The sequence below is a fragment of the Longivirga aurantiaca genome, assembly GCF_042660085.1.
Classification (GTDB): Bacteria; Actinomycetota; Actinomycetes; order S36-B12; family CAIYMF01; genus Longivirga; species Longivirga aurantiaca.
Map to the genome: position 1 here is coordinate 1,298,070 of NZ_JBHSTI010000008.1, position 19,184 is coordinate 1,317,253.

General features: G+C 71.0%; 19 protein-coding genes and 1 pseudogene. 7 read left to right on the forward strand and 13 right to left on the reverse strand.

From position 1 onward, the window contains the following. Positions 1-72: 72 nt before the first annotated feature. A pseudogene (locus ACFQGU_RS09970) lies at positions 73-1,050 on the forward strand (aldo/keto reductase). Between the two features lie 58 nt (positions 1,051-1,108). Here ACFQGU_RS09970 and ACFQGU_RS09975 read toward each other — a convergent pair. Further along, a complete protein-coding gene (locus ACFQGU_RS09975) occupies positions 1,109-1,336 on the reverse strand; it encodes a DUF7455 domain-containing protein (protein ID WP_386766213.1) in 228 nt (75 codons plus the stop codon). A gap of 363 nt (positions 1,337-1,699) precedes the next feature. Between ACFQGU_RS09975 and ACFQGU_RS09980 the strand changes: the two genes are divergently transcribed. After that, on the forward strand, positions 1,700-3,796 hold the full coding sequence (locus ACFQGU_RS09980; RefSeq protein WP_386766215.1) for a DNA gyrase/topoisomerase IV subunit B: 2,097 nt from the start codon (positions 1,700-1,702) through the stop codon (positions 3,794-3,796). Positions 3,797-3,836: 40 nt separating this feature from the next. Here ACFQGU_RS09980 and ACFQGU_RS09985 read toward each other — a convergent pair whose 3' ends face one another. The 12 genes from ACFQGU_RS09985 to ACFQGU_RS10040 form a co-directional block, all read right to left on the reverse strand. Further along, positions 3,837-4,706, reverse strand: a complete 870-nt coding sequence (locus ACFQGU_RS09985) for an ABC transporter permease subunit (RefSeq protein ID WP_386766217.1) — start codon at positions 4,704-4,706, stop codon at positions 3,837-3,839. Beyond that, positions 4,693-5,601, reverse strand: coding sequence for an ABC transporter ATP-binding protein (locus tag ACFQGU_RS09990; RefSeq protein ID WP_386766219.1), 909 nt, complete (start codon positions 5,599-5,601; stop codon positions 4,693-4,695). The genes ACFQGU_RS09985 and ACFQGU_RS09990 overlap by 14 nt, the downstream gene beginning before the upstream one ends. A 45-nt stretch (positions 5,602-5,646) precedes the next feature. Beyond that, positions 5,647-6,678, reverse strand: coding sequence for an LLM class flavin-dependent oxidoreductase (locus tag ACFQGU_RS09995; RefSeq protein WP_386766221.1), 1,032 nt, complete (start codon positions 6,676-6,678; stop codon positions 5,647-5,649). A gap of 87 nt (positions 6,679-6,765) precedes the next feature. Continuing rightward, a complete protein-coding gene (locus ACFQGU_RS10000; protein WP_386766223.1) occupies positions 6,766-7,395 on the reverse strand; it encodes an HAD-IA family hydrolase in 630 nt (209 codons plus the stop codon). 64 nt (positions 7,396-7,459) lie between these two features. Beyond that, on the reverse strand, positions 7,460-7,828 hold the full coding sequence (locus tag ACFQGU_RS10005; protein ID WP_386766225.1) for a Rieske (2Fe-2S) protein: 369 nt from the start codon (positions 7,826-7,828) through the stop codon (positions 7,460-7,462). Between the two features lie 69 nt (positions 7,829-7,897). Then, complete coding sequence (locus tag ACFQGU_RS10010) at positions 7,898-8,122, reverse strand: 2-hydroxymuconate tautomerase (RefSeq protein WP_386766227.1); 225 nt, start codon at positions 8,120-8,122, stop codon at positions 7,898-7,900. Between the two features lie 10 nt (positions 8,123-8,132). Beyond that, entirely contained in the window at positions 8,133-8,909 is a 777-nt protein-coding gene (locus tag ACFQGU_RS10015) for a 2-keto-4-pentenoate hydratase (RefSeq protein WP_386766229.1), read from the reverse strand. Continuing rightward, positions 8,906-9,976 carry a 4-hydroxy-2-oxovalerate aldolase gene (gene dmpG / locus ACFQGU_RS10020; protein WP_386766231.1) on the reverse strand — a complete coding sequence of 357 codons (1,071 nt, stop codon included), beginning with the start codon at positions 9,974-9,976 and terminating at the stop codon, positions 8,906-8,908. The genes ACFQGU_RS10015 and dmpG overlap by 4 nt, the downstream gene beginning before the upstream one ends. Continuing rightward, positions 9,973-10,881, reverse strand: coding sequence for an acetaldehyde dehydrogenase (acetylating) (locus tag ACFQGU_RS10025; protein ID WP_386768225.1), 909 nt, complete (start codon positions 10,879-10,881; stop codon positions 9,973-9,975). The genes dmpG and ACFQGU_RS10025 overlap by 4 nt, the downstream gene beginning before the upstream one ends. 7 nt (positions 10,882-10,888) lie before the next feature. Then, on the reverse strand, positions 10,889-11,677 hold the full coding sequence (locus ACFQGU_RS10030; RefSeq protein WP_386766233.1) for a 2-keto-4-pentenoate hydratase: 789 nt from the start codon (positions 11,675-11,677) through the stop codon (positions 10,889-10,891). Next, on the reverse strand, positions 11,674-12,492 hold the full coding sequence (locus ACFQGU_RS10035; protein WP_386766235.1) for an IclR family transcriptional regulator: 819 nt from the start codon (positions 12,490-12,492) through the stop codon (positions 11,674-11,676). Before ACFQGU_RS10035 ends, ACFQGU_RS10030 begins: the two co-directional genes overlap by 4 nt. 1 nt (position 12,493) lies before the next feature. Then, positions 12,494-13,177 carry a hypothetical protein gene (locus ACFQGU_RS10040; protein ID WP_386766237.1) on the reverse strand — a complete coding sequence of 228 codons (684 nt, stop codon included), beginning with the start codon at positions 13,175-13,177 and terminating at the stop codon, positions 12,494-12,496. An 82-nt stretch (positions 13,178-13,259) separates the two neighbouring features. Between ACFQGU_RS10040 and ACFQGU_RS10045 the strand changes: the two genes are divergently transcribed. The 5 genes from ACFQGU_RS10045 (at position 13,260) to ACFQGU_RS10065 (ending at position 19,160) form a co-directional block, all read left to right on the forward strand. Beyond that, complete coding sequence (locus ACFQGU_RS10045) at positions 13,260-14,168, forward strand: catechol 2,3-dioxygenase (RefSeq protein ID WP_386766239.1); 909 nt, start codon at positions 13,260-13,262, stop codon at positions 14,166-14,168. Continuing rightward, positions 14,168-15,079, forward strand: coding sequence for a catechol 2,3-dioxygenase (locus ACFQGU_RS10050; RefSeq protein WP_386766241.1), 912 nt, complete (start codon positions 14,168-14,170; stop codon positions 15,077-15,079). The genes ACFQGU_RS10045 and ACFQGU_RS10050 overlap by 1 nt, the downstream gene beginning before the upstream one ends. Beyond that, the gene (locus ACFQGU_RS10055; RefSeq protein ID WP_386766243.1) at positions 15,076-16,161 is read left to right on the forward strand and encodes a histidine phosphatase family protein; all 1,086 of its coding nucleotides are present in this window, start codon (positions 15,076-15,078) and stop codon (positions 16,159-16,161) included. Before ACFQGU_RS10050 ends, ACFQGU_RS10055 begins: the two co-directional genes overlap by 4 nt. Then, entirely contained in the window at positions 16,161-17,252 is a 1,092-nt protein-coding gene (locus ACFQGU_RS10060; protein ID WP_386766245.1) for a PEP/pyruvate-binding domain-containing protein, read from the forward strand. Before ACFQGU_RS10055 ends, ACFQGU_RS10060 begins: the two co-directional genes overlap by 1 nt. Positions 17,253-17,348: 96 nt before the next feature. After that, the gene (locus tag ACFQGU_RS10065; protein WP_386766247.1) at positions 17,349-19,160 is read left to right on the forward strand and encodes a PEP-utilizing enzyme; all 1,812 of its coding nucleotides are present in this window, start codon (positions 17,349-17,351) and stop codon (positions 19,158-19,160) included. The last annotated feature ends 24 nt before the right edge of the window (positions 19,161-19,184 follow it).

Consider the following 19,184-nt stretch of genomic DNA (forward strand, 5'->3'; position numbering starts at 1 on the left):
CGGGGAACGAGCGCACGAGGGCCCGGCTCACCACGAGCCGGGCCCTCGTGCGCTCCCGCTAGGTTGGGCTCCATGGACACGCGCACCCTCGCCGGCCGTCCCGTCTCGGTCGTCGGCCTCGGCACCTGGCAGCTCGGCGCCGACTGGGGCCCGGTGGACGACGCCCAGGCGTTCGACGTCCTCGACGCCGCCTACGACGCGGGCGTGACCTTCTTCGACACCGCCGACGTCTACGGCGACGGCCGCAGCGAGCAGCTCATCGCGGCCTGGCGCGCGAGCCGCCCGGACGCCGAGGTGATGGTGGCGACCAAGATGGGCCGCCGCGTGGAGCAGCGGCCGGAGAACTACAGTGCGGAGGCCATGCGCGCGTGGAACGACCGGTCGCGCGCCAACCTCCGCGTCGACACCCTCGACCTGGTGCAGCTCCACTGCCCGCCCACCGCGCTCTACGGCCTCGACGCCGTGTTCGACGACCTCGACGCGATGGTGGCCGAGGGCCGGATGGCGGCGTACGGGGTCAGCGTGGAGACCTGCGCGGAGGCGCTCGCGGCCATCGTGCGCCCGGGAGTGGCGAGCGTCCAGATCATCCTCAACCCGCTGCGCCACAAGCCCCTGGACGCCGTGCTGCCGGCCGCTGCGGCGTCCGGCACGGGGATCATCGCCCGCGTGCCGCTTGCCTCCGGGCTGCTCTCGGGCCGGTACGACGCGAGCACGACCTTTCCGGCCGACGACCACCGCACCTACAACCGGCACGGCGAGGCGTTCGACGTGGGGGAGACGTTCTCCGGCGTCCCGTACGACGTCGGGCTCGAGGCGGTGGCTGCACTGCGCGGGGTCGTGCCCGCCGGCGTGGCGACCGCCGCCTTCGCGCTGCGCTAGGTGCTGGACCAGCCGGGAGTCACCACCGTCATCCCCGGCGCCCGCAACCGGGCCCAGGCCGAGGGCAACGCCGCAGCCGCAGGCCTCCCGCCGCTCACCTCCGAGCAGCAGGCCGCGGTCGCCGAGATCTACGACCGGCTCGTCCGACCCCTGGTGCACGACCGCTGGTGACCGGGACGCACGAAGGCCCGCCCCCTCGCGGGGGCGGGCCTTCGGTGACGGTCGGGGCTCAGGCCTCGTGCTCGACGATCGGCGTCGGCTCGGTGAGCTTGGCGGTCTCGTCCAGGACGTCGCTGGCGAGCGGGCGCAGACGCGCCTCGTGCTCGCGGAAGTGGTGGCCGCAGAAGAGCAGCTCGCCGCCGGCGGTGAGGCTCACGCGGACGTAGGCCTGGGCGCCACAGCGGTCACAGCGGTCGAGCGCGGTGAGCGGCGTGGTCGGGCTCAGGGTCGCAGTCATCCTCTACCTCCGGTTCGGTACCTCAAGTCTTGCACGTACCAACGACATGCACCGCCGGGGTAGTCCCGCGTTCGCCTGCGGCTGAACCGCATCGTGACCCGTTTCACCCCGCCACCACCACCACCTGGGCCCGGCGTGTCGCAGTCGGCACCGAACCTTTGCGCGCCTGTAACACCCCCGCAACGCGGGACGGGCGCCGCGGCAGGCCCCGACCTCCCCCGTATCGTCAGGTCCGGGGCCCATCCGAGCATGTCCGGGCCGTGGCGCTCGCCACCCCGGCGTGGCCCGGAGGGGCCCGTGGGAGGCGGCGACTACCCTCAGGGACGTCCGCCTCACCCGCCGTCGCCAGGAGATCCGCGCACCATGACCGCCGAGCCCGTCGCCCGTCGCGCCCCACGGACGTCCGCAGGCTCCGGGTACTCCGCCAAGCACCTGTCCGTGCTCGAGGGGCTCGACGCCGTCCGCAAGCGACCGGGCATGTACATCGGGTCCACGGACGGCCGCGGCCTCATGCACTGCCTCTGGGAGATCATCGACAACGCGGTCGACGAGGCTCTGGCCGGCCACTGCCACCTCATCGACGTCGTGCTGCACTCCGACGGCTCGGTCGAGGTCCGCGACGACGGTCGCGGCATCCCCGTCGACGTCGAGCCGAAGACCCGGCTCACCGGTGTCGAGGTCGTCATGACCAAGCTGCACGCCGGCGGCAAGTTCGGCGGCGGGTCGTACACCGCGTCGGGCGGCCTGCACGGCGTCGGCGCGTCGGTGGTCAACGCGCTGTCCGAGCGCCTCGACATCGAGGTCGACCGCGACTCCAAGATCCACACCATGTCGTTCAAGCGCGGCGTGCCGGGCCTGTTCGAGGGCGACGGCCCCGACGCCGAGTTCACGAAGAAGTCCGGCCTCGTGATCGCCGGGAAGGCAAAGAAGGGTGTCACTGGCACCCGGGTGCGCTACTGGGCCGACCGGCAGATCTTCACCAAGGACGCCGAGTTCGACGTCGAGGCCCTGCGGGCCCGGGCGCGCCAGACCGCGTTCCTCGTGCCCGGGCTCACCCTGGTCATCCGTGACGAGCGCACCGACGAGGTGTCCGAGGAGACCTACGTCTTCAAGGGCGGCATCACGGAGTACGTCGAGTTCCTGTCGCAGGACGAGGCGGTCACCGGTGTGCTGCGCCTCAAGGGCGCCGGGCACTTCAAGGAGACCGTGCCGGTGCTCGACGGCAAGGGGCACATGTCGTCGCAGGAGGTCGAGCGCGAGCTCGGCGTCGACGTCGCCATGCGCTGGGGCACCGGGTACGACACCGACGTCCGCAGCTACGTCAACATCATCGCGACGCCCAAGGGCGGCACGCACGTGAGCGGCTTCGACCGCGCGCTCACCAAGACGGTCAACGACGTCCTGCGCGGCCAGAAGGTGCTCAAGGCGTCCGAGGACAACGTGACCAAGGAGGACATCGCCGAGGGCCTCACCGCCATCGTGACGGTGCGCCTCGCCGAGCCGCAGTTCGAGGGCCAGACCAAGGAGGTCCTCGGCACACCGGCGGCCACCCGCATCGTGTCCCACGTCGTGGCCAAGGAGCTCACCGCCTGGTTCACCTCGCCGCCGCGCGGCGACAAGGCCGCCACCAAGGCGGTGCTCGACAAGATCGCCAACGCCTCCCGTGCCCGGATCGCCGCTCGCACCCACCGCGACGTGCAGCGCCGCAAGAACGCGCTCGAGTCCTCCGCGCTGCCCGCGAAGCTGGCCGACTGCCGCAGCGACGACGTCGAGCGCAGCGAGCTGTTCATCGTCGAGGGCGACTCCGCGCTCGGCACCGCCAAGCTCGCGCGCAGCGCCGAGTACCAGGCGCTGCTTCCGATCCGCGGCAAGATCCTGAACACCCAGAAGGCGTCCGTCGCCGACATGCTGAAGAACACCGAGTGCGCCGCGATCATCCAGGTGATCGGCGCGGGCTCCGGCCGCACGTTCGACCTCGCCCAGGCGCGCTACGGCAAGGTGATCGTGATGTCCGACGCCGACGTCGACGGCGCCCACATCCGCTGCCTGCTGCTCACGCTCGTGCACCGCTACATGCGGCCGCTGCTCGAGGATGGCCGCGTCTACGCCGCAGTCCCGCCGCTGCACCGGTTCGAGATCACCAACCCGGGCACGAAGAAGAACGACGTCGTCTACACGTACTCCGAGGAGGAGTACCGCGCGATGCTCGCCGACCTCACGTCCAAGGGCCGGTCGTTCAAGACGCCGCAGCGCTACAAGGGCCTCGGCGAGATGGACGCCTCGCAGCTGCGTGAGACCACCATGGACCCCGCGTCGCGCACCCTGCGCCGCATCACCATCTCGGAGACCGACGCCGCGCTCGAGGTCTTCGACCTCCTCATGGGCACGGACGTCGCCCCGCGCAAGGAGTTCATCGTCGAGGGCGCGCAGAGCCTCGACCGGGCACGCATCGACGCCTGAGCCTGGACAGGCGCGGGCGGCTCGGTGCCCACGGTCCGCCTCAGCGTGAGTCGATGTCGCGACGCCGGTAGACCGCGACGGCGGCACCGGTGAGCACGAGCGCCACCGAAGCCAGGAGCAGGGCGTCCAGCACGGCGAACCCCGACGTCAGCGGATCCGAGCGCAGGGCCCAGGCGAAGGGCGAGGCGTCCTGCCAGGGCTCCAGCCAGTCGGCCATGGGGGCGAGCGCATCGACGAGGAAAGCCGTGAGGGCGAGACCGATCCCGCCGCCGAGCACCGCTGCCCGATGGCCTGTGAGCGCGCCGAGCACCAGACCGGCCGCCCCGACGAGCAGGGCCAGCAGCGTCACCATGGCGCACCCGGCAAGGATGCCGGCGGTGGACACGTCGAGGTCGACGAGTGGAGCGCCCACGGCCACCGTGACTGCGGCGACAGCGGCGACGGCCACGACGGAGACGACCATCGCCAGGGCCTTGGCGAGCAGCACCGTGGTGCGGGCGACGGGGAGCGCAAGGAGCAGGTCCGCCGTGCCGCGCTCCTCCTCGGCGGCGGTCGCCGCGGCGGCGCTGCCGAGGGCGACGGCGACGAGCACGAGGGGCACGATCATGCTGAACAGCTCGGCGTTGAGGAACCCCGGACCGGTCGTGTAGGCGTCGAGGTCGAAGGCGGCACGGAAGGCCTCGGGCCACGCATCGAGCATCTGCTGCCAGCCGGCGGCGGTCGTGGCGATCGAGGGATAGACGGCGAGCTGCACGGCCGTGATGGCCGCAACTCCGACGGACCAGACGACAAGGGAGCGCGAGCGCTCGGCGAGGGCGCGCTGGGCGATCAGCAGCGCCTGGCGGCCCGGCCCGGGCGCGGGGGCGACCAGCTGCTCGGCCGTCGACGTGAGCGCCTCACGCGTCGACATGATCGGCACCTCCCAGGTATCCGAAGAAGGCGTCCTCGAGATCGGGGTCGTGGGTGTGCACGTCCACGAGGCCGTACGCCGAGGCCGCGCTGACGAGGCCGCCGACGGGCCCGACCACGGTGCACACGGCCGTACGGCCGTGCACCCGGACCTCGCGCACACCCGGTGCCGAGGACAGGGCGGGCGGGGGGTCGCAGGCGAAGTCGAGCTCCACCTGCTTGGTGGCCTTCTCCCGCAGCCCGTCGACCGTGTCGACCACGACGAGGCGGCCCCGATCCATGATCGCTACCCGGTCGGCGAGGTGCTGCACCTCGGCGAGGACGTGGGACGAGAGCAGGACCGTCGCACCCTGGTCCTGCGACTCGCGCACCAGGGCCTGGAACTCCTGCTGCACGAGCGGGTCGAGGCCCGAGGTCGGCTCGTCCAGGACGAGCAGCCGGGGGCGGTGCAGGAAGGCCTGCACGACGCCGACCTTCTGCCTGTTCCCGCGTGAGAGCTCGCGGACCCGGCGGTCGAGGTCGAGGTCGAGACGCTCGGCGAGCGCGCGCATGCGGCCGCGGTCGAGGCCGCCGCGCAGCCGCGCGAGGTGTTCGAGGAGGGCGGCGGCCGTCATCCGGTCGTACAGGGCCAGGTCGCCGGGCAGGTAGCCGGTGCTGCGGCGGATCTCCACGCCGCGGGAGAGAGGCAGCCCGAGGACCTCGGCCGAGCCTGACGTGGGGCGGATGAGACCGAGCAGGGTGCGGATCGTGGTGGTCTTTCCGGCGCCGTTGGGTCCGAGCAGGCCGTACACCTCGCCCTCGTCGACCTCGAGGTCGAGGTGGACGACGCCGACGTGCCGTCCGTAGAACTTGGACAGCGCCGACGTGCGGACCGCGGGTCCGCGGCCGGTACCCATACGGCAATTCTCCGCCCCCGCGATCACTGATGCGCGGCGGCTCGATCAGCTCAGCATGTCGCGCACGAGCGGCATGACCTTCGTGCCGTACAGCTCGATGCTGCGCATGAGGTGCTGGTGCGGCAGCGGGCCGGACGAGTACTTCATGTCGAACCGGCTCAGGCCCAGCAGGCGCACGGTGGCCGCGATCTTCGTGGCGACCGTCTCGGGCGCTCCGACGTACAGCGCGCCCTGGGGCCCGGCCTGCGCCTCGAACTGGGCGCGGTTGGTCGGGCCCCAGCCCCGCTCGGCGCCGATGCGGTCGTGCATGGCCTTGTAGTGCGGCCAGATCTGCTCGCGCGCCTGCTCGTCGGAGTCGGCCACGTGGCCGGGGGAGTGCACGGCGATCGGCAGCTCGGGACGGCCGAGCTCGGCGAGCGCCCGGCGGTAGAGGTCGGCGAAGGGCACGAACCGCTCGGCCGGGCCGCCGATGATCGCGAGCACCAGCGGGAGGTCGTACCGCGCCGCGCGGACGACCGACTCGGGGCTGCCGCCCACGCCGATCCACGCGCGCAGGCCGTTCTCGGTGGTGGGGTAGACGCGCTGATCGGTCAACGGCGGGCGGGTGCTGCCGGACCAGGTCACCGGCTGCTCGGCGAGCAGCCGGGCGAAGAGGTCGAGCTTGTCGCTGAACAGCTCCTCGTACTCCCCGAGGTCGAAGCCGAAGAGGGGGAACGACTCGATGAACGAGCCACGGCCCAGGATCACCTCGGCGCGGCCGTGAGAGATGGCGTCGAGGGTGGCGAACCGCTGGAAGACGCGGATCGGGTCGTCGCTCGAGAGCACCGTGACCGCCGAGCCGAGCCGGATGCGCTGCGTCCGGGCGGCGATGGCCGTGAGCACGACGTCGGGCGCGCTGACCGCGAAGTCGGGGCGGTGGTGCTCGCCGACGCCGATGAAGTCGATGCCCACCTCGTCGGCGAGAACCCCCTCCTCGACGACGTCGCGGATCACCTGCGGCAGGGGCACGTACGTGCCGTCCTCGCGCACGGTGGTGTCACCGAAGGTGTCGATGCCGAGCTCGACCACGTCGCTCATCGTCGTCCTGTCCGATCGTGTGCACGGAACGTCCCGCGCGCTCTCGGAGGCAACGTCCGGCACCCCGGTTTCATGCCCGTCGCGGGCTCAGAGCCCGAGCAGGGCCCGCAGTCCCGCGACCGAGGCGGCTGGGTCGGTGGTGTCGAACCGGAACGCCTGCAGGCCGGCGGCACGGGCGCCCTCGACGTTCGCGGTGAGGTCGTCCACGAACAGCACCCGCGAGGCCTCGGCGCCGAGCAGGTCGACCGCAGCCGCGTACGACGCGGGATCGGGCTTGCGGACGCCGATGTCGAGGGAGTCGACGATGCGCTCGAAGTAGTGGGCGTACTCCCAGGACGCCTTCCAGCCCTCGCCGAGGAACTTGGTGGCGTCGTTGGTGAGCACGGCCTGCCGGTACCGGCTCGGGATGTCGGCGAGCAGCCCGACCACGACCGGTCGGCCCTTTCCCTCCCAGCCGAGCTCGCGGAGCGCGTCGTACAGGTGCAGCCCGGGGACGGTCTCGCGGGCGAGCGCCTCGATGTCGCGCCAGTACTCGGGCTCGTCCCGCTCGCCGCTGTCGACGCGGTCGTACTCGGCGTCGCCCTCGGGCACGAACGGCCCTCGGGGAAGGGTGCCCTCGGGCATGCCGGTGCGCTCCTCGAGCTCGCCGAACCGCTCGAACGGGCTCTGGTACAGCACCTGCCCGATGTCCCACAGCACCACGTCGATCTCGCTCACGGCCACTCCCTCTCGATGTCACCCGCACAGGACGAAAGACGCCCTCCAGGGGCGTGTTCCTTCCTCAACCACGCCCCGCGCGCGCAGACGCGAGCAGGATCTCGCGCAGGCTCGGCTGCGCGACCGGCTCCGGCAGGTCGACCTCGACGACGTCGCCGACCAGGCGGGCGGGGTACGCCGGCAGCCCTTCGCCCTCGCGGTCGTGCCGCGCGCCGGTGCGCAGGTCGTACTGGAACAGGTGCGACGGGCATGTGACCACGCCGTCGCGGATCACGCCGGTCGCCAGCGATGCCTGGCGGTGGCGGCACGCGTCCTCCACGGCGTACGGCGTCCCCTCGACGAGCGCCACGAGCACCGGGCACGCCTCGGTCTCGACGCGCAGGCGGCCGTGCCGCTCGACGTCGGCCAGCGGCACGGTGAGGGTGCGGGTCACGGCGGCTCCTCGGGGAGGAAAGGGCAGAACCTGCCCGTCACGGGCGCTGTCCGTCCTGGGCGGGTGAGATCAGGCAGGGGGAGGGGAGGCGGCGTTGGGGTCGGTGCCGCGGACGGTGGCGAAGGGCTCGCCGCCGATGCCCCACTCGTCGGCGGTGATCTCGTAGATCGCGACGCGGATGCGGTCCTTCGGCGTGCCGACCGCCTCGTGCATGGCGTCGGTGAGCTTCGCGATGAGGGCGTGCTTCTGCTCGACGGTGCGGCCCTGCACCATCGTCACCTGGATCAGCGGCATGACTGTCTCCTCACCGGAACGCGATCTCCACCGACCCGAGGCGGTCGAACGAGGCGACGACGCTGTCGCCGGGGGCGACCGGGATCGCCTCGGTCATCCCGCCGGCCATCACGACCTGCCCGGCCTGCAGGCCCATGCCGCGGGCGGCGAGCGCCCGCACCAGCCAGGCCACGGCGGCGGCAGGGTGCCCCATCACCGACGCGCCTGCAGCGGTCGAGACGAGCTCGCCGTTCTTCTGCAGGACGCACCCGGTCAGGCGCAGGTCGATGCCGTACGGGTCCAGCGGCGTTCCGCCGAGCACGAACCCGGCCGACGACGCGTTGTCGGCGACGACGTCGTTGAAGGTGAACGCGTACCCGGCGTACCGGGAGTCGAGGATGTCGATCGCCCCGAACACCGCCTCGGTGGCCGCCAGCACGTGCGTGGCCGCGACGTGCGGGCCCTCGAGGTCGCGTCCGAGCAGGAACGCGATCTCGGGCTCCACCCGTGGCTGGATGTAGTCCGCGCAGCGCACCGTCTGACCGGCGTCGACCTGCATGTCGCTGGTCAGCCACCCGTACAGCGGCCGGTCCACCTTCATCTGCGTCATCTTCGCCTTGCTCGTCAGCCCGAGCTTGGCGCCCATGAGCGGGTTGCCCGCCTCGATCCGCGCCCGGACCACCGCGTCCTGCACCTGCAGCGCCGTGGCCTCGTCGAGGTCGCGCGTGTCGGTGAACGGGGTCGTCGCCGTGCGAGTCCGCACGGCCTCCAGCAGCGTCCCGACGAAGGACTCGATCTCGTCGCTCATGCGGTCCTCCCCTCGGCCTCGGCGTGCTTGCGGGCGAGCTCGACGGCGACGTCGATGATCATGTCCTCCTGGCCGCCGACCACCTTGCGCCTGCCCAGCTCGAGCAGGATCTCGGCCTGAGGGACGCCGTACCGCTCGGCGGCGCGCTCGGCGTGCAGCAGGAACGAGCCGTACACGCCGGCGTAGCCGAGCAGCAGGCCCGCGCGGTCGACCACCTGCTGGCGCGGCATGAGCGGCCGGGTGACCTCCTCGGCCAGGTCCATGAGCATGAGCGGGTTCACGCCGCTCACGATCCCGTTCTTCTCGCAGACCGCGGCCAGGATCTCGGTGGGGCAGTTGCCGGCGCCCGCGCCGAGCCCGGCGCTCGTTCCGTCGAGGTTGCGCGCGCCCTCCTCGTACGCCGCGATCGAGTTCGCGACCGCGAGGGAGAGGTTCTGGTGCGCGTGCACGCCGAGCGGGACGTCGATGCCGCCCACGATCTCGGCCACGCGTGCGCGCACCTCGTTGGTGGTCATCGCGCCGGCCGAGTCGGCGATGTAGACCGTGTCGGCGCCGTAGCCCTCGAGCAGCTTCGCCTGCTGCAGGAGGCCCTGCGGCGTGTTCATGTGGCTCATCATCAGGAAGCCGATGGCCTCCATCCCGAGCTCCTTGGCGATCTTGATGTGCTGCTCGGTGATGTCGGCCTCGGTGCAGTGCACCGCGATGCGGACGACGTTGACGCCGAGGTCGCGCACCCGCCGCAGCTCGTCCACCGTGCCGATGCCGGGCACGAGCAGCACGGCGATGTCGGCGTTGGTCGTGGCGTTGACGGCCGCCTCGACAAGCTTCATCTCGTCGACCTTGCTGAAGCCGTAGTTGAACGACGAGCCGCCGAGGCCGTCGCCGTGCGTCACCTCGATCACCTGCACGCCGGCGGCGTCGAGGCCCTTGACGACCGCGACAACCTGGTCCTCGGTGTACTGGTGCGAGATGGCGTGCGAGCCGTCGCGCAGGGTCGAGTCGATGAGGCGGAAGTCGCGCTTCACCTCGGTGCCCGTGGGCGAGTCCGTGTCGATTACGGCGGTCACGCCGAGACCTCCTGGTGCGTGGCGATTGCCTCGCCGACCCGGACCGCGGCAGCGGTCATGATGTCGAGGTTGCCGGCGTACGTCGGCAGGTAGTCGCCGGCGCCCTCCACCTCGAGGAGGACGACCGACCGGAACGGCACGACGCCGCCCGGGGTGTTGAAGGGGCCCTCCTCGATGAGGGGCGGGGACTTGAGGCGGTAGCCCGGCACGTACTTCGCGACGTCGGCCACCATCTGCACGATCGACTCGACCACGGCGTCGTGGTCGGTGCCGTCCGGCAGGGCGCAGAACACGGTGTTGCGCATCAGGATCGGCGGCTCGGCCGGGTTGAGCACGATGATGGCCTTGCCGATCTCGGCGCCGCCCACCTCGACCAGGGCCTGGCGCGTGGTGCGGGTGAACTCGTCGATGTTGGCCCGGGTGCCCGGACCGGCCGACTTCGAGGACACGGCCGACACCATCTCGGCGTACGGCACGCGCGTGACGCGGCTGACGGCGGCGACCATCGGGGTCGTCGCCTGGCCCCCGCAGGTGACCATGTTGACGTTGATCGCGTCGAGGTGCTCCTCGAGGTTGACCGCGGCGATGACCTTCGGCCCGCGGGCGGCCGGCGTGAGGTCGACCGCCCGGATGCCGAGCTCCTCGAGCACCTTGGCGTGCCGCACGTGGGCGTAGGCGCTGGTCGCGTCGAAGACCATGCGCACGGCGTCCGGGTTCTCGCGCACCCAGTCGATGCCGTTGCTCGGCGCCTCGTAGCCGCGCTCGCGTGCCCGCGAGAGGCCGTCGCTCTCGGGGTCGATGCCGATGAGCGCCACGAGGTCGAGCGAGGGTGACCGCTCGAGCTTGTACATGAGGTCGGTGCCGATGTTGCCGGACCCGATGATGGCGACGGGGAGTCCCACGATGATCCCTTCAGACGATCCGGACTGAGACCGAGCCGAGCCGGTCGAACTCGGCCCGGTACGTCTCGCGAGCGGCGACCGGGACGGCGGCGTGCAGCGCACCGGTCATGACGATCGAGCCTGCGGGCAGCGAGGCGCCGAACGGGTGGAGCGTGCGGACGAGCCAGGCGACGGCGGCCGCGGGGTTTCCCAGGGCTGCGGCGCCGGCACCGGTGGCGATGACCTCGCCGTCGCGGGTGAAGACCATGCCGAGCGTGCGCAGGTCGACGTCGGCCACGGGGGTCGAGCCCCCGCCGATCACGATCGCGCCGCTGCTCGCCATGTCCGAGACCGTGTCGACGAGCTTGATGCGCCAGTCGGCCACGCGGCTGTCGACGAGCTCGATCGAGGCGACGACGCCCTCGACCGCGCGCTGCACGTCCAGCGGGGTGCAGTCGGGCCCGGAGAGGTCGGCGCCCAGCACGAGGGCGATCTCCGCCTCCAGCTTCGGCGCGATGAAGTCCGTGAGAGGCACCGCGGCACCGTCGTCGAGGACGTGCGAGGCCATCACCGGCGCGAAGTCGGGGGAGTCGACGCCGAGCATCTGCTGCATCGGCTTGCTCGTGAGCCCGAGCTTGTAGCCGACGACGCGGTCGCCGTCGTCGAGGTAGCGCCGCACGACGCCCTGCTGCACGAGGTAGGCGTCCTCGAGCGTCAGCGTCGGGTCGCCGTCGGTGAGCGGCGGCACCGGCACCCGCGTGCGGCGTGCCTCGTAGAGCGCGGCGGCGAGCTCGTCGGCGCGCTCGGACGTGAGGGTCATCGCGATCCTTCCTTGCGGGCGGGTGCCTCGGCGAAACCCATGCGGCGGCTGATGGCGGCAGCCGCCTCGGTGACGGGGCGGACGTAGCGGCGCAGGGTCGCGCCCTCCATGCGGGTGAGCGGCCCGGCGATCGACAGGGCGGCGACGACCGTTCCGCGCGTGTCGCGGATCGGGGCGGCGATCGAGGCGACGCCGACCTCGGACTCGTTCACGTTCTCGGCCCAGCCCTGGGAGCGGACGACGAGGAGCTGGGCGCGCAGCGTGGCCTGGTCCGAGATCGTGTACTGCGTCTTGCGCGGCAGCCGCCAGCCGGCCAGCAGCGCGTCGAGCTCCTCGGCGGGCAGGTGGGCGAGCAGCACCTTGCCGGTCGACGTCGCGTGGGCGTCGTTGCGGTGGCCGACGCGACCGAACAGCCGGATCGTCTGCGGGCTCTCCCGGCGCTCGACGTACACGACGTGCCGGCCGTCGAGCACCGCGATCTGCACGGTCTCCTTGGTGATGTTGCGCAGCTGCTCGATCACGGGGTTGGCCGCTGAGTGCAGGTCGATCGCCGACTGCACGCTGGTGCCGAGCTCGTGCATCGTGAGGGCGAGGCGGTAGGAGCCGGTCTCGGCATCCTGCTCGAGGAGCTTCTCGACGGTCAGCGTGTGCAGGAGCCGGTGGGTCGTGCTCTTGCCGAGGCCCAGCCGGCGCGACAGCTCGCTGACTCCGATCTCGCGGTCGCCCTTGCCGAACTCCTTGAGCAGGCGTGCGGCGTTGCTCACGCTGGCGAGGACCTGGGTGTCGCCCACGGGGCGGAGGTCGCGGTCCGACACGTCAGCGCACCTCGGCGGGCGCGCGCAGGGCCGCTACGAGCGCGCGCCGCACGGCGGAGTCGTCGGCGGCGGGGTCCGCGCACACCGCGGCGAGCGAGGCGTCGTGGGGGGCGAGCTGCTGGGCGAGGAAGCGCACCGTCTGGTGCAGCCCGACGCGGTCCGCCACGGCGTACTCCTCGGCGAGCGTCGCCCGCGACCCGGCATGGGCCCTGATCGTGTCGTGGTCGCGGAACACGGCGGCGTGCTGGTTGGCGAGCCCCGTGCCCGCGTGCTGCGCGTGGTGCGGCGTGAGGCCGCCGCCGGGGGAGACCGACAGGTGGTAGACCACGTCCGGGACGCCGAGCACCTGGCGCACCTCCTCGGGTCGGGGGCCGTCCGACTCGTCGATGCCGCCGAGCCCGGGCGCGACGACCGGGTCGAAGAAGCGCAGGGTCCAGGTGAGGCCGTCGACCTCGTCGGCGATCTCGACCTCGGGGCCGTGCGGGGCCGGCAGCGGGCTCGTCGTGGCGAGCACGTGCAGGTGCCGGACACCCACGGCGAGCACGGTCAGGTGGCTGCCGCGCAGCAGGGGGAGACCGGCCTGCTCGCCCACGGCCAGGTGCCGGGCCTGGTCGAGGTAGGCGCCGTGCAGCGCGGCCACGAACGAGGCCATCGCCTCCCGCATCTGTCCGGGGTCTGCGCTCATGGCGAGGAAGGTACGCCGATCCTGTCCCGCATGGCGGCACATCGGTCCACTGTGCGGGACAGCAACGCCTACCTTCCCGGCCATGGGCATCCTGCGGCTCGGCCACGTCGACGTGACGGTCACCGACCTCGACCTCGCGACGGCCTACTACACCGAAGTGATGGGCATGATCGTCGTCGAGCGTGACGCCGACTCGGTCTACCTGAAGTGCTGGGACGAGGTGGACCACCACTCCCTGCGCCTCGTCTACGCACCCCGGGTCGGCCTCGACCTGATGGCCTTCAAGGTCGAGCGCGAGGACGATCTCGCCGACCTCGAGAAGGCCGTGAACCGCTACGGCTTCCCCGTGCAGCGGATCTCCAAGGGCGAGTCGGTCGGCCAGGGCGAGTCGATCCGGTTCGAGACGCCGTCGGGCCAGACGATGGAGCTGGTCCACGACGTCGAGAAGGTCGGCGGGCTCCTGCCGAAGATCAACCCGGCGCCGTTCGTGACGGGCGTCCCCGGCATCGCCCCGCCGCGCATGGACCACCTGCTGGTCACGGCCGAGGAGGTCGGCGAGGCCACGACGTTCTACACGAGCGTCCTCGGCTTCCGGGTCACCGAGCAGCTGCTCGACGGCAACGGCCACCAGATCGGCACCTGGATGGAGCGGTCGTTCTCGCCGCACGACCTCGCGATCGTGTCCGGCCCCAACGGCGGCCTCCACCACTTCGCGTTCTGGCTCGACGACTGGGAGTCGGTCCGCAAGGCCGCCGACACGCTGGCCTACAACGGCATCCAGATCGACGTGGGCCCGACGCGACACGGCGTGACGCGAGGCAGCACGATCTACTTCTTCGACCCGCTCGGCACCCGCAACGAGGTCTTCACGGGCGGCTACCGCCCCGACCCCGACTTCCCGACGATCACCTGGACCGAGGACAACATCGGCCGAGCCGTCTTCTACTACGAGGGCGAGCTCAACGAGCGCTTCATGAAGGTGCACACCTGATGACCATCCTGCGACTCAGCCACGTCGAGGTCCGCGTGCCCGACCTCGAGCTGGCAACGGCGTACTACTGCGAGGTCGTCGGCCTCATCGAGACCGCGCGCGAGAGCGAGCGGGTCTTCCTCAAGGGGTGGGACGAGCACCAGCACCACTCGGTGGTGCTCACCTGGGAGCCGACGCACGGCCTCAACCACTTCGGGTTCAAGGTCACCGAGCTCGAGGACCTCGACCTGTACGCCGCGCGCCTCAAGGAGGCCGGCGTCGACGTCGTCCGCTACGGCCCCGACGAGTGGGCGCCGGGCCACGGCGAGGCGATCCGCTTCACCCTGCCGAGCGGCCACTCGATGGAGCTCGTGCACGGCATGCAGCAGGTGGGCAACCTCCTGCCCCTCACCAACCCGCCGCCCAAGCCGCTGGGCCTTCCGGGCATCGCACCCCCGCGCATCGACCACATCTTCCTGACGGCCGAGGACGTCGGCGGCATGACCGACTTCTTCGTCGACGTGCTGGGCTTCCGCGTCACCGAGCAGGTCGTCGGCGACGACGGCTTCCGCATCGCCACGTGGCTCGAGGTCTCGCACGCCAGCCACGACATCGCGTTGGTCACCGGCTCCAACGGCGGCCTGCACCACTTCGCGTGGGCGGTGGAGGACTGGACGGCGCTGCGCGACGCGGCGGACGTCTGCGCTTACCACGGCGTCCGGATCGAGACGAACCCGACGCGCCACGGGGCGACGCGCGGCCACTGCCTCTACTTCTTCGACCCCGTCGGCAACCGCAACGAGGTCTTCACGGGCGGCTACTGGGTCGACCCCGACAACGAGCCCACGATCTGGACCGAGGCGGAGATGGGTCGAGCCCTGTTCTGGTACGACGGAGTCGTCAACCAGAAGTTCCTGACGGTGCACACATGACCGCCGTGCAGGAGCCGACCACCGGCTCGGCCTTCCCGCGCACCGAGCGGCCCGACGCGCCGGCGTACCTCAGCCGCTACCTCGAGCGCACCGCTCGCACGGTGACCCGCGAGGAGGCGGAGGACGAGAGCACGCCGCTCTACCTGCGCCGGTTCCGCGAGCGCCGCGAGTCGACCGACCCGTTCGAGACCCCGGTCCCCACGTACGAGGGCCAGGAGCTCAACACCACGCGCGGCTGGGCCGAGGTCACCCGCACGAAGGAGATCGTGCCCGAGCGCCGCGAGCAGGCGGCTCAGGCCACGACCGACATCTACTTCGTGCGCCACGGCGAGACGCAGGGCTACAGCTCGGAGTCGGGCCTCACACCGCTGGGCTCGTGGCAGGCGCACCGTCGCGGGCAGGAGCTCGCCCGTCGCGTGATGAACGGCCACACCGTGCGGCTCGCCTGCGCCGAGACCAACCGGGCCCGCCAGACCGCCGAGCACATCCGGCGCGGGTTGCTCGACGGCATGCAGCTGTTCGGTCGCGAGGCCACGGTCGGCGACATCGTCGGCTACCGCGAGTTCCAGAACTTCGCCGTGTCGACGCCCGAGGGCCTGCGCGACGTGACCTCGGCGTTCCGGCTCTACGCCAAGGAGATAGAGGCGTACGAGCGGGTCTCGATGGGGGAGCGCCCGGGCTGGCTCGTGGAGATCGACCGTTTCTGGAAGATCCAGAACGCCGGCGGAGACCCGATCACCCACTGGCTGACCATGCCGCTCATGCACTTCGAGCCGCCGATCTCCTGCGTTCGCCGGTTCTGGGCCGGCCTGCTGCGGATCCACAACGAGACGCCGGGCAACTCCGTCGTCGTCGCCACCCACTCCGGCCCGATCCGCGCCTTCGCCACCTGGGCGATGGGCTACGACCCGGGCGAGCCGTTCAACACCGAGTTCGTGCGCGTCCGCCTCATCGACGGCGGAGTCACGGCGCTCGTGCTCTACCGCAACCGCGTCCAGGAGGTGCACGTGCCCGATCTCGAGGCACTGCCCAACTGGTGGACCGGCACCGCTACCGCGGCCGACGTCGCCGAGGGGATCTGATGACGACCATCACCTGGTTCGAGAGCTACTGGGCCGGCATGAAGAGCGAGGTCGGCGGCAAGGCGGCCAGCCTCGGCGAGATGACGGGTGCCGGGCTCCCGGTGCCCCCCGGCTTCGCGATCACGACCTCGTCGTACCGACGTGCCCGTGACGAGTCGGACCTCGACGCGCAGATCGCACGTCTCCTGCACGGCCTCGACACGTCGAACACCGACATGGTCTCCGAGCGCTGCGCGAAGATCCGTCAGGCCATCGCCACGATGCCGATCCCGGAGGGCATCGAGCTGCAGATCCGGGGTGCCTACCTCGAGCTCGGCGCCCGGTTCGGCATGAAGGACGTGCCGGTCGCGGTGCGGTCGTCGGCGACGTCGGAGGACTCGCCCGACGCGTCGTTCGCCGGCGAGCACGACACGTACCTGTGGGTGCGCGGCGCCGAGGACGTCATCGACGCCGTACGCCGCTGCTGGGCCAGCCTGTTCACCGACCGCGCCACCTGCTACCGCGTGGAGATGGGCTACGACCACCGCACGGTCGAGATGTGCGTGGTCATCCAGAAGATGGTGACGCCGAAGGCGGCCGGCGTGGCCTTCACGCTCGACCCGACCAACGGCGACCGCTCGCAGGTGGCCATCGACGCCGCGTGGGGGTTCGGCGAGGCGGTCGTGGCCGGCGAGGTCACGCCCGACAACTACCGCGTCGACAAGGTCATGCTCGACATCACCAAGCGCATCGTGAGCGAGAAGTCGCACGAGTACGTGCTCACCGACCACGACACGGTGGAGAAGGTCGAGACGACGCCCGAGCGGGCGTCGGCGCCGTGCCTGACCGACACCGAGATCAAGGCCATCACCAAGCTCGCCAAGACGGCAGAGCGCCACTACGGCTGCCCGCAGGACATCGAGTGGGCAGTCGACCTCGACCTGCCCGAGGGCGACAACATCATCCTGCTCCAGTCCCGGCCCGAGACCTTCTGGAGCAAGAAGGGGCCCACCACGGTGATCGAACCGGGCACCAAGTCGGGCGACTTCATGTCGAGCATCGTCTCGACGCTGATGTCGCCGCTGCACACGAAGGGGGCGGACGGTTCCTGACCGGCTGTCCGTAGCACGTCGCACCACAACCGCGACCGCGCGCTGCGCGGTCGTCCACCCCAGTGAAGACCCGCAAGGGTTCTAGAAGGAGACCGCATGGCTGGGTTCCCGCTCCCGTCGGAGATCACCACTCCGCCCGGCGCCGAAGGCTGGCAGGAGCTGTACGCGTACTCGTCGACGTGCAGCCCCGCGCGCGCCGAGTACGAGGACTCGATGTTCTGGTTCCAGGACGGCGTGCACTGGCCGAAGGCCCTGCTGCCGTGGGACGCCTCCCTCATGGAGGTGGCGATCACGGCGCTGTCGCAGTACAACACGCGTCACCTGCTCGTCCCGCCGGCCAACGGCATCGACTTCCGCATCGTGAACGGCTACACCTACCTGTCGCCGGTGCCAGCCCCGGAGGCCGACATCCCCGCCCGCGCCGAGCAGTTCATGCAGCGCGCAGGCCACTACTTCATGAACTGGAACGACCTCTACGACAACTGGCTCGTCAAGATCCGCGACCTGGTCAAGGAGATGGAGGGCATCACCTTCGAGACCCTCCCGGACGTCGAGCCCATGGAGGTCGTCACCTCCGGAGCGGGCAAGGGCGCGGGCGGCGCGCTGCAGGCCAACTACCTGCACCTGCTCACGTCGGCCAGCACCCTGTGGCAGTACCACTTCGAGTTCCTCAACCTGGGCTACGCCGCCTACCTGGACTTCTTCGGCTTCTGCAAGCAGGCGTTCCCCGGCATCTCCGACCTCGCCATCGCCAAGATGGTGGCCGGCGTCGAGGTCGACCTGTTCCGTCCGGACGAGGAGCTCAAGCGCCTCGCCCGCATGGCCGTCGACACCGGCATCACCGATGCCTTCAAGATCGGCGACGTCGAGGGCACGTGCGAGGCGCTGCGCGCCAAGGGCGACGCCGGTCAGGCCTGGATCTCCTCGTTCCAGCAGTCGGCCGAGCCGTGGTTCAACTTCTCGACCGGATCGGGCTTCTCGAGCCAGGACAAGATCTGGATCGAGAACGTCGAGATCCCGTTCGACTTCATCAAGAACTACATCGACAACCTCCAGAAGGGCGACGACATCAACCGCCCGACGGAGGCGATCTCGGCCGAGCGCGACCGCATCGTGTCGGAGTACGTCGCCCTGCTCGGCTCGGACGAGGACCGCGAGGCCTTCAACGGCAAGCTCGGCCTCGCCCGCGTGGTGTTCCCCTATGTCGAGAACCACAACTTCTACGTCGAGCACTGGAGCCACTCGGTCATCTGGCGCAAGATGAAGGAGCTCGGCGCGATCTTCGCGAAGGAGGGCTTCCTCGCGGACGCCGGCGACATCTTCTTCATGAAGCGCCACGAGATCCCGGACGCGCTGTTCGACCTCTACCACTCGTGGGCGGCGCCCGCGGTGGCGGCAGGCCCGTCGTACTGGCCGGGGATCATCGCCAGGCGCAAGTCGATCCACTCGGCGCTCAGCGACTGGAAGCCGACCCCGGCCCTCGGCTCGCCGCCGGAGGTCGTCACCGAGCCCCTCACGATCATGCTGTGGGGCATCACGTCCGACTCGATCGCCAACTGGCTCGGCGGCGGTGCGAGCGAGGACGGCTCCCTCAACGGCATGGCGGCCTCGCCCGGTGTCGAGGAGGGCCCGGCCCGCGTCATCTTCGGGCCCGACCAGATCAACGAGGTGCAGGACGGCGAGATCCTCGTCGCCCCGCTCACCGCGCCGAGCTGGGCGCCGATCTTCGGCAAGATCAAGGCGACCGTCACGGACACCGGCGGCATGATGAGCCACGCCGCCATCGTGTGCCGCGAGTACGGCCTCCCGGCGGTGACCGGTACGGGCTTCGCCACGTCGCTCATCACGACCGGCATGAGGATCCGCGTCGACGGGTCCAACGGCAAGGTCACGATCCTGGACGACTAAGGGCACACTGTCCCGCCTGGGGGG

Excerpts from the sequence above, each read along its gene's own strand:
- ACFQGU_RS09975 (WP_386766213.1), bottom strand. The coding sequence starts at position 1,336 with ATGACTGCGACCCTGAGCCCGACCACGCCGCTCACCGCGCTCGACCGC.
- ACFQGU_RS09980 (WP_386766215.1), top strand. The coding sequence starts at position 1,700 with ATGACCGCCGAGCCCGTCGCCCGTCGCGCCCCACGGACGTCCGCAGGC.
- ACFQGU_RS09985 (WP_386766217.1), bottom strand. The coding sequence starts at position 4,706 with ATGTCGACGCGTGAGGCGCTCACGTCGACGGCCGAGCAGCTGGTCGCC.
- ACFQGU_RS09990 (WP_386766219.1), bottom strand. The coding sequence starts at position 5,601 with ATGGGTACCGGCCGCGGACCCGCGGTCCGCACGTCGGCGCTGTCCAAG.
- ACFQGU_RS09995 (WP_386766221.1), bottom strand. The coding sequence starts at position 6,678 with ATGAGCGACGTGGTCGAGCTCGGCATCGACACCTTCGGTGACACCACC.
- ACFQGU_RS10010 (WP_386766227.1), bottom strand. The coding sequence starts at position 8,122 with ATGCCGCTGATCCAGGTGACGATGGTGCAGGGCCGCACCGTCGAGCAG.
- ACFQGU_RS10015 (WP_386766229.1), bottom strand. The coding sequence starts at position 8,909 with ATGAGCGACGAGATCGAGTCCTTCGTCGGGACGCTGCTGGAGGCCGTG.
- ACFQGU_RS10030 (WP_386766233.1), bottom strand. The coding sequence starts at position 11,677 with ATGACCCTCACGTCCGAGCGCGCCGACGAGCTCGCCGCCGCGCTCTAC.
- ACFQGU_RS10040 (WP_386766237.1), bottom strand. The coding sequence starts at position 13,177 with ATGAGCGCAGACCCCGGACAGATGCGGGAGGCGATGGCCTCGTTCGTG.
- ACFQGU_RS10045 (WP_386766239.1), top strand. The coding sequence starts at position 13,260 with ATGGGCATCCTGCGGCTCGGCCACGTCGACGTGACGGTCACCGACCTC.
- ACFQGU_RS10050 (WP_386766241.1), top strand. The coding sequence starts at position 14,168 with ATGACCATCCTGCGACTCAGCCACGTCGAGGTCCGCGTGCCCGACCTC.
- ACFQGU_RS10055 (WP_386766243.1), top strand. The coding sequence starts at position 15,076 with ATGACCGCCGTGCAGGAGCCGACCACCGGCTCGGCCTTCCCGCGCACC.
- ACFQGU_RS10060 (WP_386766245.1), top strand. The coding sequence starts at position 16,161 with ATGACGACCATCACCTGGTTCGAGAGCTACTGGGCCGGCATGAAGAGC.
- ACFQGU_RS10065 (WP_386766247.1), top strand. The coding sequence starts at position 17,349 with ATGGCTGGGTTCCCGCTCCCGTCGGAGATCACCACTCCGCCCGGCGCC.